11 protein-coding genes are annotated in these 14,805 nt (G+C 74.9%); 2 read left to right on the forward strand and 9 right to left on the reverse strand.

The features are described from left to right. Positions 1-6 precede the first annotated feature (6 nt). The 4 genes from narI to G339_RS0122660 are packed head-to-tail and all read right to left on the reverse strand — an operon-like array spanning position 7 to position 6,591. Positions 7-726: a respiratory nitrate reductase subunit gamma gene (gene narI / locus G339_RS0122645; RefSeq protein ID WP_026341692.1), complete on the reverse strand. Its 720-nt coding sequence runs from the start codon at positions 724-726 to the stop codon at positions 7-9. Further along, positions 723-1,328: a nitrate reductase molybdenum cofactor assembly chaperone gene (gene narJ, locus G339_RS0122650; RefSeq protein ID WP_019633353.1), complete on the reverse strand. Its 606-nt coding sequence runs from the start codon at positions 1,326-1,328 to the stop codon at positions 723-725. Before narJ ends, narI begins: the two co-directional genes overlap by 4 nt. Then, positions 1,325-2,983, reverse strand: a complete 1,659-nt coding sequence (narH, locus tag G339_RS0122655) for a nitrate reductase subunit beta (protein WP_019633354.1) — start codon at positions 2,981-2,983, stop codon at positions 1,325-1,327. Before narH ends, narJ begins: the two co-directional genes overlap by 4 nt. After that, positions 2,983-6,591 (reverse strand): nitrate reductase subunit alpha, encoded by a 3,609-nt coding sequence (locus G339_RS0122660; protein WP_019633355.1) that lies wholly within the window; start codon positions 6,589-6,591, stop codon positions 2,983-2,985. The genes narH and G339_RS0122660 overlap by 1 nt, the downstream gene beginning before the upstream one ends. A 127-nt stretch (positions 6,592-6,718) precedes the next feature. Between G339_RS0122660 and G339_RS0122665 the strand changes: the two genes are divergently transcribed. Further along, complete coding sequence (locus tag G339_RS0122665; protein ID WP_019633356.1) at positions 6,719-7,564, forward strand: siderophore-interacting protein; 846 nt, start codon at positions 6,719-6,721, stop codon at positions 7,562-7,564. A 22-nt stretch (positions 7,565-7,586) separates the two neighbouring features. Here G339_RS0122665 and G339_RS0122670 read toward each other — a convergent pair whose 3' ends face one another. The 5 genes from G339_RS0122670 to G339_RS0122690 form a co-directional block, all read right to left on the reverse strand. Next, positions 7,587-8,921, reverse strand: a complete 1,335-nt coding sequence (locus G339_RS0122670) for an AarF/UbiB family protein (protein WP_019633357.1) — start codon at positions 8,919-8,921, stop codon at positions 7,587-7,589. 44 nt (positions 8,922-8,965) lie between these two features. Next, positions 8,966-9,832: a phosphatase PAP2 family protein gene (locus G339_RS34905; protein WP_019633358.1), complete on the reverse strand. Its 867-nt coding sequence runs from the start codon at positions 9,830-9,832 to the stop codon at positions 8,966-8,968. A gap of 113 nt (positions 9,833-9,945) precedes the next feature. After that, positions 9,946-12,165: an MMPL family transporter gene (locus tag G339_RS0122680; RefSeq protein ID WP_019633359.1), complete on the reverse strand. Its 2,220-nt coding sequence runs from the start codon at positions 12,163-12,165 to the stop codon at positions 9,946-9,948. Between the two features lie 181 nt (positions 12,166-12,346). After that, a complete protein-coding gene (locus G339_RS0122685) occupies positions 12,347-12,973 on the reverse strand; it encodes an acyl-CoA-like ligand-binding transcription factor (protein ID WP_019633360.1) in 627 nt (208 codons plus the stop codon). A 73-nt stretch (positions 12,974-13,046) separates the two neighbouring features. Further along, positions 13,047-14,051 (reverse strand): sigma-70 family RNA polymerase sigma factor, encoded by a 1,005-nt coding sequence (locus G339_RS0122690; RefSeq protein WP_019633361.1) that lies wholly within the window; start codon positions 14,049-14,051, stop codon positions 13,047-13,049. Between the two features lie 203 nt (positions 14,052-14,254). Here G339_RS0122690 and G339_RS37045 point away from each other — a divergent pair, with 203 nt between their 5' ends. Further along, the gene (locus G339_RS37045) at positions 14,255-14,785 is read left to right on the forward strand and encodes a universal stress protein (protein WP_169514774.1); all 531 of its coding nucleotides are present in this window, start codon (positions 14,255-14,257) and stop codon (positions 14,783-14,785) included. The last annotated feature ends 20 nt before the right edge of the window (positions 14,786-14,805 follow it).

The raw sequence follows: 14,805 nt of genomic DNA on the forward strand, positions 1-14,805 counted from the left end.
CCGCGCTCAGCGGATCGGCTCCCACCCGCGCCGCTCGGCGCGCGTGCGCGGCCCGGACGTCCGGCTCCGGTAGACGAGGTAGGGCCGGAACGGGTACCGCCACGGCGCGGCGAACGCGTGGATCAGGCGGGTGAACGGGAACAGCGCGGTCAGCACCATTCCGATGACGGTGTGGAAGGCGTACAGGAGCGGGATGCCTTCCATCAGCGTGATGTCGGGCCGCAGCGCGAACAGGCCGCGGAACCACGGCCCGACCGTCGTCCGGTAGTCGTAGCCGCCGAGGATTCCGTTCTCGACGACGGTGACGGCGAGGCCGAGCAGCAGCGACGCGCCGAGCAGGACGTACATGAGCTTGTCGTTGCGGGTCGTCGCGGAGAACACCGGCCCGCGCGTCCGCCGCCGGTAGACCAGCATCGCCAGCCCCGCGACGGCGGCGGCCCCGGCGAGCGACCCGGCGTACAGCGACACCGCGTGGTAGACGCTCTCGCGGACGCCGAGCGCCGACATCCAGCCCTCGGGGACGACCAGTCCGGCGACGTGCCCGAGGATCACGAAGATCAGCCCGTAGTGGAACAGCGGGCTGGCGATCCGCAGCAGCCGCTTCTCGTACAGCTCCGACGACCGCGTCGTCCACCCGAACCGGTCGTAGCGCCAGCGCCACACCGTCCCGCCGACGAGCAGGACGACGGACACGTACGGCAGCACGGCCCACAGCAGCACCCTCACGCGGTGCCCCCCGGCCCGAAGGGCCGCAGCCCGAGTTCCAGGCCGACGAGTTCGCCGGGCGGCCCGGTCCGGGCGAGCCGCAGCGCCTCGGCGCGGTCGCGCGGTGCGGGCCCGGGCAGCGTCGCGCACACCGCCTCGACGGGCGCGGCGTACGGCGAGGACCGGTCGCGCAGCGCCAGCCGCAGCAGCTCCAGGCCCGCCCGGTGCTCGGCGAGCAGGTCCGCGCCGCCGTGCAGCGCGGCGAACTCCAGCACGACGGGCAGGAAGTCGGGCAGCTCGCGGGTGGCGGGCTCGACGCCCGCCGCGCGGTACCGCTCCTTGAGCGCGACGAGCGACGCGCCGCGCCGCCGGGTGTCGCCGTCGCGGTAGTAGGTGAGGTACAGGCAGCAGCGGCGGCGCAGGTCGAAGGTGGCGACGTAGTCGCGGGCGAGCGCGCCGAGCGGGACGGCGTCCAGGTGGTCCAGGAACGCGGCGAGCCGCGCGGCGGGCTCCCCGGCGGGCAGGTCCGCGACGGCGGCGCGCAGCAGCGGGCGGCGCGCGTACAGCTCGTCGGTCGGGTACTCCAGCAGCAGGGACGCGGCCTGCCAGACGACGGCGTTCACTCCTCGCCCTCCTTCTTCTTCTTCGGGCGGTGCGGGAAGAGCCCGCCGGGCCGTCCCTGGCCGTCCCAGTTGAGCAGGTTGACGCGGCCCTTGCGGTCGGCCGGGTGGACGAGCGCGCCGCCGGTCTGCCGGTCGCGCAGCGCGTGGAAGCTCTCCACCGACGCGCGCTCGGGCCGTCCGGACGCCTCGCCGAACGGGCCGGGCCGCGCGCCCGCGTCCTCCCCGACCGGGCAGACCGACTCCTCCAGGGCGGCGGCCTCCGCCTCGGCCTGGGTGGGGATGACGTACCGCTCCTCGTAGCGGGCGAGGGCCAGCAGCCGGTACAGGTCGTCCATGTCGCGTCCGGTCATCCCGACGGCCTCGGCCTTGGCGGGGTCGGCGGGGTCGCCGAGGTTGCGGTCGCGCATGTACGAGCGGAGCGCGGCGAGGCGGCGCAGAACGCGCGTCACCGGCTCGGGGTCGCCCGCGCTGAACAGCTCCGCCAGGTAGGAGACGGGGATGCGCAGCGTCTCGATCGCGCCGAACAGGTTCCCCGCGTCCTCGGCGTCGTGGCCGGTGCCGCGCAGCGCGTCCACGACGGGCGACAGCGGCGGGATGTACCAGACCATCGGCATCGTCCGGTACTCCGGGTGCAGCGGCAGCGCGACGCGGAACCGGTTGACCAGCGCGTGGACGGGCGAGTCGCGGGCGGCGCGCACCCACGCGTCGGGGACGCCGTCGCGGCGCGCTGCCGCCCGCACGTCCGGGTCCTCGGGGTCGAGGAACACGCCGAGCTGCGCCTCGTACAGGGCGGTGTCGTCCTCGGTCTCGGCGGCCTCGGCGACGCGGTCGGCGTCGTAGAGCAGGACGCCGAGGTAGCGCAGCCGCCCCACGCACGTCTCGGAACAGACGGTGGGCAGGCCGACCTCCACGCGCGGGTAGCAGAACGTGCATTTCTCGGCCTTGCCGGTGCGGTGGTTGAAGTACACCTTCTTGTAGGGGCAGCCGGTGACGCACATCCGCCAGCCCCGGCAGCGGTCCTGGTCGACCAGGACGATCCCGTCCTCCTCGCGCTTGTAGATCGCGCCGGACGGGCACGCGGCCATGCACGACGGGTTCAGGCAGTGCTCGCAGATGCGCGGCAGGTAGAACATGAACACGCGCTCGTAGTCGAGCCGGACGTCCTGCGCGATCTTCTCCACGACGGGGTCGGCGGCGGCCAGCGCGGGCCCGCCGCCGAGGTCGTCGTCCCAGTTCGCGCTCCACTCGACCTTCATCCGCTCGCCGCTGACGAGCGAGTGGGGCCGCGCGACGGGGAAGTCGTCGCCGAGCGGCGCGGTGGTGAGGCTCGCGTAGTCGTAGGTCCACGGCTCGTAGTAGTCGCCGATGGACGGCATGAGCGGGTTGGAGAAGATCGTCAGCAGGCGGCGGGCGCGGCCGCCCGAGCGGGGCCGCAGCCGCCCGCGCCGGTCCAGCTCCCAGCCGCCGCGCCAGCGGTCCTGGTCCTCGTAGCGGCGCGGGTAGCCCTGGCCGGGCCGGGTCTCGACGTTGTTGAACCACACGTACTCGGTGCCGGACCGGTTCGTCCACGCCTGCTTGCACGTCACCGAGCAGGTGTGGCACCCGATGCACTTGTCGAGGTTCATGACCATCGCGAGCTGCGCCATGACGCGCATCAGTACGTCACCTCCTGGGAGCGGCGGCGGATGACGGTGATCTCGTCGCGCTGGTTGCCCGTCGGGCCGTGGTAGTTGAAGGCGTAGGAGAGCTGCGCGTACCCGCCGACGAGGTGGGTGGGTTTGACGAGCAGCCGGGTCAGGGAGTTGTGGATGCCGCCGCGCCGCCCGGTGCGCTCGGCGAGCGGCATGTCGATGACGCGTTCCTGGGCGTGGTGGTAGTAGACGGTCCCGGCGGGCATCCGGTGCGACACGACCGCCCGCGCGACGACGGTCCCGTTGCGGTTCTCCATCTCGACCCAGTCGTTGTCGGCGACGCCGATCCGCCGCGCGTCCGCGACGCTGATCCACACGGTCGGGCCGCCCCGCGACAGGGTGAGCATGAGCAGGTTGTCCTGGTACTCGGAGTGGATCGACCACTTGGAGTGCGGGGTCAGGTAGCGGACGGCGAGCCCCGCCGCGCCGTCCTCGCCGGGCACGGGTTCGCCGAGCAGGCCGTGCAGGTCCAGGGGCGGGCGGAACACCGGGAGCTGTTCGCCGAGTTCGGCGATCCAGGCGTGGTCGAGGAAGAAGTGCATGCGGCCGGTGAGGGTGTGCCACGGCTTGCCGTACTCGGTGTTGACGGTGAACGGCGCGTAGCGGCGGTCGGGGGCCTCGATCCCGGACCACTCCGGGGACGGCCCGACCTCGACGGGGTGCTCGCGGGCGTCGGCGAACGTGACGCGCCGCCGCAGCCCCTCCTCGGCGAGGGCGTCGAAGGACTTCCCGGTGCGTTCGGCGAGCTGCGCGAAGCCCTGCGCGGCGAGCCGCCCGTTGCTGGTGCCCGACAGCGCCAGGATCGCCTCGCACCAGTCGGCGGCGGTGGCGAGGCGGGGCCGCCCGTCGTCGGTGGTCCCGGCGCGCTCGGCGAGCCACCCGACCTCCCGGTCGGGGTGGAACACGACGCCCTTGACGGGCAGCCCGGCGGTCTCGGCCTTCGGGCCGAGCGCGGCCATCCGGGCGGCGACGGCCGGATAGTCGCGCTCCACGACGGTGAACGCGGGGGCGGTGCCGTCCGGGGAGCCGAACGGCGCGCCCCGCTCCCCCGGCGTGTCGTGCTGGAGCGGCTGGGCGACCAGGTCGCGGCGGACGCCGAGCCGGTCGCGGGCCAGGCCGCTGAACCGGTCCGCGAGGGCCTGGAAGGCGTCCAGGTCGCTGCGGGCCTCCCACGGCGGGTCCACGGCCGGGTTGAACGCGTGGACGAACGGGTGCATGTCGGTCGAGGACAGATCGTGCTTCTCGTACCAGGTCGCGGCGGGCAGGACGAGGTCGGACAGCAGCGTCGTGGACGTCATCCGGAAGTCGATCGACAGCAGCAGGTCGAGCTTGCCGCGCGGGGCCTCGGCGCGCCACGCGACGTCGGCGGGGCGGCGGCGGGGCGGCGCCTCGTCGGCGTCGAAGGCGCCGTGGGTGCCGAGCAGGTGCCGCAGGAAGTACTCGTCGCCCTTGGCGGACGAGCCGAGCAGGTTCGCGCGCCACACCAGCAGGACGCGCGGCCAGTTCTCCGGGGCGTCGGGGTCGGCGGTGGCGTGGCGGAGCCGTCCGGCGGCGAGTTCGGCGGCGACGAACTCCGCCGGGTCCGCGCCGCTCGCGTCGGCGTCGTCGGCGAGGTCGAGCGGGTTGCGGTCGAAGAACGGCGCGAACGGCGTCCAGCCCGTCGCGGCGGCGCGGGCGACCAGGTCGGCGGTGTGCGCGCCGCGCAGCAGCCCGGCGGCGAGCGGGGACGCCAGCGCGTCCGTCCGGTAGGCGTCGTAGCGCCACTGGTCGGTGTGCAGGTAGAAGTACGGCGTCGCCGGGATCTGCCGGGCGGGGCGGACCCAGTCCAGGCCGAACGCGAGCTGCGCCCAGCCGGTGAACGGGCGGATCTTCTCCTGTCCGACGTAGTGCGCCCAGCCGCCGCCGTTGCGGCCCTGGCAGCCGGTGAGCAGGAGCGGCGCGAGGATCGCGCGGTAGATCGTGTCGCCGTGGAACCACTGGTTCGCGCCCGCGCCGAGGATGATCATGCAGCGGCCGCCGGTCTTCTCGGCGGTCGCGGCGAACTCGCGGGCGATCCGGACGGCGGTCGCGGCGGGGACGGAGGTGATCTCCTCCTGCCACGCGGGCGTGTACGGCCGCGACGCGTCGTCGTAGGACGCGGGCCAGTCGCCGGGAAGTCCGGGGCGGGCCACGCCGTACTGGGCGAGCATCAGGTCGAACACGGTCGTGACCCTGCGCCCGGCGACCGTGCGGACGGGGACGCCCCGGCGCAGGATTTCGCCGGACCCGTCCGGGGTGTCGAAGCGCGGCAGCAGCACCTCGGCGCCGCCGTCCCCGTTCTCGACGGACAGCAGCGGTTCGATGCCGTCGAGGTCGAGGTTCCAGCGGCCCTTGCCGCTCTCGCTCCACCGGAAGCCGAGCGACCCGCCCGGTACGACGGGCGCGCCGTCCGCGCCGAGCAGGACGGTCTTCCACGCCGCGTCCTCCCCGGTGTCGCCGAGGTCGGCGGCGGTGAGGAACCGGCCCGGCACGTACGCGCCGTCGCGTTCCTCCAGCGTGACCAGGAACGGCAGGTCGGTGAACCGGGCGACGTACTCGGCGAACGCGGGGACGCGGCGCTCGACGAAGCATTCGCGCAGGATCACGTGGCCCATCGCCATCGCCAGCGCGCCGTCGGTGCCGGGGTGCGGGTGCAGCCACTCGTCGGCGAACTTGGTCGCGTCGGAGTAGTCCGGCGACAGGACGACGACCTTCTGCCCCCGGTAGCGGGCCTCGGCCATCCAGTGCGCGTCGGGGGTGCGGGTCACCGGGACGTTGGAGCCCCACAGCAGCAGGTACGCCGCGTCCCACCAGTCGGCGGACTCGGGGACGTCGGTCTGGTCGCCGAACACCTGAGGCGAGGCGATCGGCAGATCGGCGTACCAGTCGTAGAACGACAGCATCGTCCCGCCGAGCAGCGACACGAACCGCGATCCGGCGGCGTGCGACACCATCGACATCGCCGGGATCGGGGAGAACCCGGCGATCCGGTCGGGGCCGTGCTCGGCGATGGTGTGGACGTGCGCGGCCGCCGCGATCTCCAGCGCCTCGTCCCACGAGACGCGCACCAGGCCGCCCTTGCCGCGCGCCTCCTGGTACCGGCGGCGCCGCTCGGGGTCCCCGACGATCTCCGCCCACGCCGCGACCGGGTCGCCCAGCCGCCCGCGCGCCTCCCGGTACATCTCGACCAGGACGCCGCGCGCGTACGGGAACCGCACCCGCGTGGGCGAGTAGGTGTACCAGGAGAACGCCGCGCCGCGCGGGCAGCCGCGCGGCTCGTAGGCGGGCCGGTCGGGTCCGGCGGAGGGGTAGTCGGTCTCCTGCGCCTCCCAGGTGATGACGCCGTCCTTGACGTACACCTTCCAGGAGCACGAGCCGGTGCAGTTTACGCCGTGCGTGGACCGGACGACCTTGTCGTGGCTCCAGCGGTCCCGGTAGAAGACGTCGCCCTCGCGGCCGCCCCGGAGGTGGACGGCGCGCAGGTCGGGCGCGACGTCGGCCCGCGCGAAGGTCTCGGCGAAGAACCGCCCGGTGCGCAGCAGCGCGTCGCTCATCCCGCCCCCCGACAAGATCATCCAGTGCGGTATTCCCCCGTCCCGGATGATCAACCGGCCGGACCCGCGCCTCACCCCGGCGGGCACGTTAGGCTTACCTAAGCAATTCCTTCCGATCGGAGGACGCATGGCGAAGGAGCAGGCCCGAAAAGGCCCCGCCCTCAGCACCGGGACGGTGGTCCGCACCGAACGGATCACCCCGCACATGATCCGCGTCGTCCTCGGCGGGCCGGGACTCACCGGCTTCCCCGCGGGCGAGTTCACCGACCACTACGTCAAGCTGCTGTTCCCGCGGCCCGGCGTGAGCTACCCCGAGCCGTTCGACATGGCGGCCGTCCGCGCGGAGTACCCGCGCGACCAGTGGCCCGTCACGCGGACCTACACCGTCCGCGCGTGGGACGCCGACGCGGGCGAGCTGACCCTGGACTTCGTGTACCACGGCGACACCGGCCTCGCCGGGCCGTGGGCCGAGGCCGCCAGGCCGGGCGACGAGATCCGGTTCCTCGGCCCCGGCGGCGCGTACGCGCCCGACCCGGACGCGGGCTGGCACCTGCTCGCGGGCGACGAGAGCGCCCTGCCGGCCATCGCCGCCGCCCTGGAGCGGATCGGCGACGGCGTGCCCGTCCGCGCGTTCGTCGAGGTCGCCGACGCGGCAGAGCGGCAGGACCTCAAGGTCCCCGGCGGCGCGGAGGTCGTCTGGCTGGAGCGCGGCGGGCGGCGCGTCGGGGAGGCGCTGACCGAGGCGGTCCGCGCGCTGGAGTTCCCGCCCGGCGAGATCCACGCGTTCGTCCACGGCGAGGCCGGGTTCGTCCGCGACCTGCGCCGGTACCTGCGCGTGGAGAAGGGGATTCCGCTGGAGCGGCTGTCGATCTCCGGCTACTGGCGGGTCGGCCGCGACGAGGACGGCTGGCAGTCCGCCAAGCGCGAGTGGAACCGCGAGGTCGAGGAAGAGGAGGCCCGCGCGCTCGGCTGAGCCCGGCCCGGCGCGGCCCCGCTCAGGCGGTGGCCGCGGCGGCGTCCGGCCCGTCGGCGAACCCCGGCAGCCAGCGCAGCGCCTCCGCGCGGAACGCTCCCTCGGTCTCGAGCTGGCACAGCACGCCGCCGCACGCCGCGAGCGCCCGGCTCACCGCCAGGTACTCCGGCGGCAGCCGCAGGTGCCGGGCCAGGCCGCCCGGCCGGAGCTGCCCGGCCATGCCGAGCCCGCGCGCGGTCTGCTCGCGCATCCACGCGCGCGTGTACCGGAACGTCTCCTCCTGGAACGGCTCGACGTGCGGGGCGACGAGCGCGGCGACCTCCTCGGCGTCCACCTCGGCGTCGGCGTCCAGGAACCCCTCCGCGCGCAGCCACGCGGCGACCTCCTCGGCGTCGCCGAGCGTCCCGATCCGCAGCAGCCGTCCCAGCGACTCCTGGAGCCGCGCGGGGACGCGCGCCGCGCCGCCGAAGTCCAGCACGCCGAGCCGCCCGTCCGGCAGCAGCCGGAAGTTGCCCGGGTGCGGGTCGATGTGGATGCGCTCGCAGCGGACGGGCCCCGACAGGATGAACCGGAACAGCAGCAGCCCGGCCCGGTCCCGCTCGGCCTGGTCGTCCCCGGCGATGACGCGGGCCAGCGGCTTGCCCTCGATCCACTCGGTGACCAGCACGTTCCCCGACTGCGCGACGACGCCGGGCACGACGAAGTCCGGATCGCCGTCGTACGCGGCGTGGAACGCCTTCTGCGCCCGCGCCTCGTCGACGTAGTCGAGTTCCTTCTCCAGCCGCCGCCGCAGGTCGGAGACGACCGCCTTCATGTCCATCCCGGGGAACAGCGGCGACACCACGCGGCTCAGCCGGGAGAGCTGCTTGAAGTCGTTCATCAGCGCCTCGTCCGCGCCGGGGTACTGCACCTTGACGGCCACCTCGCGGCCGTCGTGCCACACCGCCCGGTGGACCTGCCCGATCGACGCGGCCGCCGCGGGCCGGTCGTCGAACTCGGCGAACAGGTTGCGCCAGCCCGGCCCGAGGCCCTCGGCCAGCACGCGGTGCGTGGTCTCGGCGGGCAGCGGCGGCGCGGCCTCCTGGAGCTTGGTGAGGCTCGCGCGGAACGGCGCGGCGACCTCCTCCGGCAGCCCCGCCTCGAAGATCGACAGCAGTTGGCCGACCTTCATCGCGCCGCCCTTGAGCTCCCCCAGCACCGAGAAGAGCTGCTCGGCCGTGCGGCGCTGCACCTCGGCGGCGACCGCCTCGGCCGGGCGGCCCACGGTCCGCTTGCCGAACCCGAGCGCGGTGCGGCCCGCGAAGCCCAGGGGCAGCGTGGCGAGCTTGGCGGTCCGCGTCACCGCGCGGCGGGGCATGTCGTTCAAGATGACTCCCAGGGGGGCGACCCCCGCGACACCGGTCAGGCGCGTGGTGTCCGTGGGATCTGCGTCTTTGGCACCGACTCTATAACCCCGGCGGGCCCCTCCCCCAGATCCCGCGCGGGCGGGGCCGCCGGGGCCGCGGTCTCCTGGACGGCCTTCCTGCGGAGGGGTTCGAGGGCGATGAGGACGGCGGTGAGCAGCAGCGTCGCGATGATGCCGTCCAGCCAGTAGTGGTTCGCGGTGCCGACGACCACGAGCGTCGTGGCGATGGGATGGGCGAGCCAGAGCCAGCGCCAGCGGGTGCGGGTCGCGGCGATGAGGCCGACCGCGATGATGATCGCCCAGCCGATGTGCAGGGACGGCATCGCGGCGTACTGGTTGGCGACGGTGTCGGTCTGCGGGGACCCGTACACCGCCGGGCCGAACCGCGCGCCGGTGTCGACCAGGCCGGTCGTCGCGAGCATGCGGGGCGGGGCGAGCGGGACGGCGAAGTGCAGGACGAGCGCGAGCGCCGTCAGGCCCACCACGACCCAGCGGATCCACCGGTAGAACGCGGGCCGCCGCAGGTACGTCCACAGCAGGAACAGGCCCATGACGGGGAAGTGGACGTAGGCGTAGTACGAGTCCGCGAGGTGGATCAGCGGGACGCTGTGCAGCAGCGCGTCCTGGATCGCGTTCTCGTGCGGCAGCCGCACGTCGCGCTCGAACCGCCAGACGTCGTGGGCGTTGCGGAACGCCTCGGGGACGCGGTCGTCGGCGGCGACGCGGCCGATCTTGTAGACGGTGAACAGCACCGCGATCAGGATCAGCTCGCGGACCGGGCGGGGGCGCGGTCCGGGAACGATCCAGCGGCGCGAAGCCGGCACGGGGGCGGGGGCGGGGGGTTTGGGCGACAGGAGTCTCATGGGGCGGTCCTCGAGGGGGTGGGGCCGCCGGGTCGTGCGTGGCGCGGCTCGGCGGGACCGGGCGCGGGGCCGCCCTCGGGAGGGGGCGGCCCCGCGCCCGCGGCGAGCCGGTGTTACGAGCCGGTGAAGGCCCGGTCGCGATCGTCCGCGGCGTCCGCGCCGCCGGCGGCGCCCGCGGCGAGCCGGTGCCGCAGTCTCTCGCCCTCGACGTCGACGTTGGGCAGGACGCGGTCGAGCCAGCGCGGGAGCCACCACGCGGCGCGGCCCGCCAGGGCCATGACCGCCGGGACGATCGTCATGCGGACGACGAACGCGTCGAACAGCACGCCCACGGCCAGCGCGAAGCCCATCATCTTGATCATGGACTCGCCGGAGGTGAGGAACCCGGCGAAGACGCCGATCATGATGATCGCCGCGGCGGTGACGACGCGCGCCCCGTGCCGGAACCCGATCGCGACCGCCTCGTCGGGCGACGCCCCGTGGACGAACTCCTCGCGCATCCGGGTGACCAGGAAGACCTGGTAGTCCATCGCGAGCCCGAACACCACCCCGATCATGAAGATCGGCATGAGGCTCATGATGGGCCCGGTGGTGTCCACGCCGAGCAGGCCCGCGAGCCAGCCCCACTGGAACACCGCGACGACCGCGCCGAAGGTGGCCAGGACGGTGAGCAGGAACCCCAGCGTCGCCTTCAGCGGGACGAGCAGGGACCGGAACACCAGCATGAGCAGCACGAACGCGAGCCCGACGACGATGGCGAGGTAGGGCGCGAGCGCCTTGGCCATCTTGTCGGAGATGTCGATCAGCATGCCGGTCTGCCCGGTGACCATCGCGCTCGCGCCGGACCGGTCGTGCAGCGCTCCGGCCTGGTCGCGGATGTCGTTGACGAGGTCCTGGGTGGCCTCGCTGCTCGGCCCGCTCTTGGGCACGACGGTCAGCAGGGCGGTGTCGCCCGCCGGGTTGGCGACGGGCGGGGTGACGGCCTTGACGTCCGGCATCTTGGCCAGGTCGGCCGCGAACGCCTGGGCGTCCGCCTTGGCCCCGGCCGCGCCGCCCTCGACGACGACCATGAGCGGCCCGTTGAAGCCGGGCCCGAACCCGTCGCTGAGCAGGTCGTAGGCCTTGCGCTGGGTGGTGCTGGGCGAGGCGACCTCGTCGCCGGGCATGCCGAGCCGCAGGTCGAGGGCGGGCGCGGCGACGACGCCGAGGCCGACGACGGCCAGCAGCAGCACCGGCAGCGGGCGGCGCAGCACGAACCGCGCCCACTTCTCCCCCATCGCCGTCTTCCCGGCCTTCGGTCCGCCGCGCAGCCAGCGGCGGCGGCCGCCGAGGACGCGGCGGCCCGCGAAGCCGAGCAGGGCGGGCAGCAGGCTGAGCGCGATGAGCACGGCGACGACGACGGCGAGCGCGGCGGCCAGGCCCATCTCGGTGAGGATCGGGATGCCGACGACCGACAGCCCGGCGAGCGCGATGACGACGGTGAGCCCGGCGAACACCACGGCCGAGCCCGCGGTGCCGACCGCGCGGCCCGCCGCCTCGGGCCCGTCGCGGCCCTCGGCGATCTCGTGCCGGTACCGGGAGACGATGAACAGGGCGTAGTCGATGGCGACGGCCAGGCCGAGCATCAGCGCCAGCGTGGACGTCATCGAGCTCATGTCGATCAGGCCGGTCGCGGCGGTGATCAGCGACATGGCGATGGCGACGCCGAGGATGGCGTTGAGCAGCGGCAGGCCCGCCGCGACGAGCGACCCGAAGGTGATGAGCAGGACGACCGCGGCGATGGCGATGCCGATGACCTCCGTCGCGCTCTGCTCGGGCATCGCCTGGGTGGCGGTGCCGCGCAGCTCGACGGTGAGCCCGGCGTCGCGGGCGTGCCCGGCGATGTCGGTGAGCGCGTCGCGGGAGGCGTCCTCGACGTCGATCGGCGGGACCTTGTAGGTGGCCTGGGCGTAGGCGACGCGCGCGTCGCCCGGCGACACGGCCTTGGCCTGGTAGGGGTCGGCGACGGAGGCGATCTGCGGCGCGGCGCGCAGTTCGGCGACGGCGCGCTCCACGGCCGCCTTCGCCCTGGCCTCGTTGAGGTTGCCGCCGTCCGGTGCGGCGAACACCATCTGGGCGGTCGCGCCGTCGGCGTTGGCCTGCGGCATCTTGTCCTTCAGCAGGTCGAGGGCCTGCTGGGACTCGGTGCCGGGCATCGAGAAGTCGTCGGAGGTCGGTCCCTTCAGCGTCGCCGCGCCCACCCCGCACAGGACGAGCAGCGCGACCCACAGGAGGGTCACGAGCCCCCTGCGCCGGAAGGAGAACCGGCCGAGCCGGTAGAGGAAGGTGGCCAAGAGAGGGAGTCCCATCGTCGCCGGGCCGCGGTCGGCGGTCCGGGGGTCGCGTGGATCGGTCGGGGGCGGCGCGCCGGGGCCTGCCGGCGCGCCGCGGGGTGCGGTCCGGGGAGGGGGTGGGCTCTCCCCGGCCGCGGTCGGGGCGCGGTTCGGGTGCTGCTCGGGTGCTGCGGAGGTGCGGTCAGGGTTCGGGCGGGGGCGCCGCGGGCGCGGGGAGCCCCGCCCACAGCAGCGCGAACGCCTCGTCGAGCAGTCCGCCCAGGTCGCGGTGCGGCCGGTCGGACCACAGGTCGACGACGGTGCGCATGGCGAGCGCCGCGGCGCCGCCGAGCAGGTGCGGGTACGGATCTCGGGCGGCGTCGGTGCCGGTCCGCGCCGCGATGATCTCGGCGATCTCCCGCTGGGTCTGCACGAGGCCGCCGAGCTGGCCGGCCACGAGCGCGGGGTCGGCCTTCACCACGCGCAGCAGCGCGAGGGTGAGGGCCAGGTCGTCGGGTTCCCGCCCCGCGGGGAGCAGGACGCCGCGGACGGCCTGCCGCAGCGACTCCCGGACGTCCTCCCCGGCGGGCCGCGCGCGCAGGCCGTCGACGATCGCCCGGGCCCCGTCGGTCAGGACGGAGACGATCGCCTCCTCCTTCCCGGCGAAGTAGTTGTGGAAGGTGCGCGGCGAGACGCCCGCCTCGGCCGCGACGGCCTCGACGGTGACGCCCTCGGTGCCGTGCCGGACGGCGAGCAGCGCCGCGGCGCGGCCCAGCGCGGCCCGCGTCGCGGCCTTCTTGCGCTCGCGCAGTCCCAGCTCCACGGTCATGCCCTCACCGTAGGATGAAGTTGCGCAATACGCAAAATTACAGACACTGCCAGATTGTGACGTGTGTCTCACGTCATCCGGGAACACCCGGTGCGAGGTGCGCGGGAAGCCCGAAGGCGTCGAACAGGGCCGGGTCGAAGAACGCGGTGACCCGGCTGATCCCGCCCGCTGTGACGCTCACCACCTGGAGCTGGAACGCCCGGTGGACGCCGTCCGCGCCCCGCCGGTACAGGGCGACGGCGGGCTGCCCGTTGGCGGCGGTCGCGACGGGCCGCAGCTCCCCCGGCTCGGGCGCGCACTGCGCGGCGACGAGCCGTCCGATGGCCTCCGGCCCGGCGAACCACTCGGGGTAGGGCGGCATGTCCCAGACGGCGTCGCGCCGGAACAGCTCGACGAGCGCGGCGACGTCGGCGTCCTCGAAGGCGCGGGCGTAGCGGTCCAGCAGCGCGCGGGCGGCGGGGTCGCCGGGCTCGGCGAGGGCGTCGCGGTCGGGCGCGACCTCCGCGAGCCGGGCGCGGGCGCGCTGCAGGGCGCTGTTGACGGCGGCCGTGGACGCGCCGATCAGCTCCGCGACCTCGGCGGCGCGCCAGCGCAGGACGTCGCGCAGCAGCAGCACGGCCCGCTGCCGGGGCGGCAGGTGCTGCAGCGCCGCGACGAACGCGAGCCGGCTGGCCTCGCGGGACGCGACGACGGCGGCCGGGTCCGCGCCGGGGGCCGGGGCGAGCAGCGCGTCGGGCGCGGGCTCCAGCCACGGCACCTCGCGCGCGGCGACGACGGGCCGCTCGGGGTCGGCGGGGTCGCCGAAGTCGGCTGGGAGCGGGCGGCGGGCGCGCTGCTCCAGCGCGGTCAGGCACGCGTTCGTGGCGATCCGGTACAGCCAGGACCGCAGCGACGAGCGGCCCTCGAACGCGCCGTAGGACCGCCAGGCCCGCAGGTAGGTCTCCTGCACCTGGTCCTCGGCGTCGTGCAGGGAGCCCAGCATCCGGTAGCAGTGCGCGAGGAGCTCGCGGCGGTACGGCGCGGCGGCCCGCTCGAAGTCGGACTGCGCGCCGTCGGGACGGGTCGCGGTGGTGGGCATGGCGGTCGCTCTCGCTCGGCGGCGGGTTCGCCCCCGACGCTACGCGCGGCCACCGACAGGACCGGCCGGGGCGGCGCGCCGGGCCGGGACGCGGTAAAACCTCGGCCGGGAAACGGAAAACCCTTTCGCGCGGGCGGTCCAGGCTGCACCCTGGAAGCCGCGTCGAGCGAGGCAGGCCGGAGCGCCGTCGTCCGGGAGGAAAGGTGATCGTGAGGCCCGAGGGCGGACCGCGGGTGGTCGTGGGCGTGGACGACTCCGCGGGGGCGCGCTGCGCCCTGGCGTGGGCGGTGGGCGAGGCTCGGCTGCGGCGGCTGCCGCTGCTGGTGGTCCACGCCGCGCCGCTGCCGCCGCACGTGTCGGCGGCGGGCCAGCTCGGCGGGGGCGTGACCGAGGCGCTGCGGGCGGCGGGCGCGGAGCTGATCGACCGGCTGCTGGCGGAGGTCGCGGCCGAGGACGTCCGGCACGACGCGCTGGCGCTCGTCGGGGAGCCGGGCTCGGTGCTGGTCCGGCTGACGCGCGAGGACGACATCCTGGTCGTCGGGCGCGGCGACCGGGGCGCGCTGTCGCGGCTGCTGCGGCCCTCGGTGCGGCTGCACTGCGCGCGGCGGGCCCGCGCGACGCTGGTGTGCGTGCGGCCGCCCGCGCTGGACGCGCTGCTGGAGTCGCTGACGGCCGGGGACCGTCCGGCGGGGCGGTCGCGGGGCCGCCGGTTCGGGCGGCGCACGGCGGGCTGACCCCCGCTTCGGCCGCGCGG

Source organism: Actinomadura atramentaria DSM 43919 (assembly GCF_000381885.1).
In the GTDB taxonomy this organism is placed as follows: Bacteria; Actinomycetota; Actinomycetes; order Streptosporangiales; family Streptosporangiaceae; genus Spirillospora; species Spirillospora atramentaria.

Coding starts and splice junctions, on each gene's coding strand:
- narH (WP_019633354.1), bottom strand. CDS start 2,983: ATGCGCGTCATGGCGCAGCTCGCGATGGTCATGAACCTCGACAAGTGC.
- G339_RS0122660 (WP_019633355.1), bottom strand. CDS start 6,591: ATGAGCGACGCGCTGCTGCGCACCGGGCGGTTCTTCGCCGAGACCTTC.
- G339_RS0122665 (WP_019633356.1), top strand. CDS start 6,719: ATGGCGAAGGAGCAGGCCCGAAAAGGCCCCGCCCTCAGCACCGGGACG.
- G339_RS0122670 (WP_019633357.1), bottom strand. CDS start 8,921: ATGCCCCGCCGCGCGGTGACGCGGACCGCCAAGCTCGCCACGCTGCCC.
- G339_RS34905 (WP_019633358.1), bottom strand. CDS start 9,832: ATGAGACTCCTGTCGCCCAAACCCCCCGCCCCCGCCCCCGTGCCGGCT.
- G339_RS0122685 (WP_019633360.1), bottom strand. CDS start 12,973: ATGACCGTGGAGCTGGGACTGCGCGAGCGCAAGAAGGCCGCGACGCGG.
- G339_RS0122690 (WP_019633361.1), bottom strand. CDS start 14,051: ATGCCCACCACCGCGACCCGTCCCGACGGCGCGCAGTCCGACTTCGAG.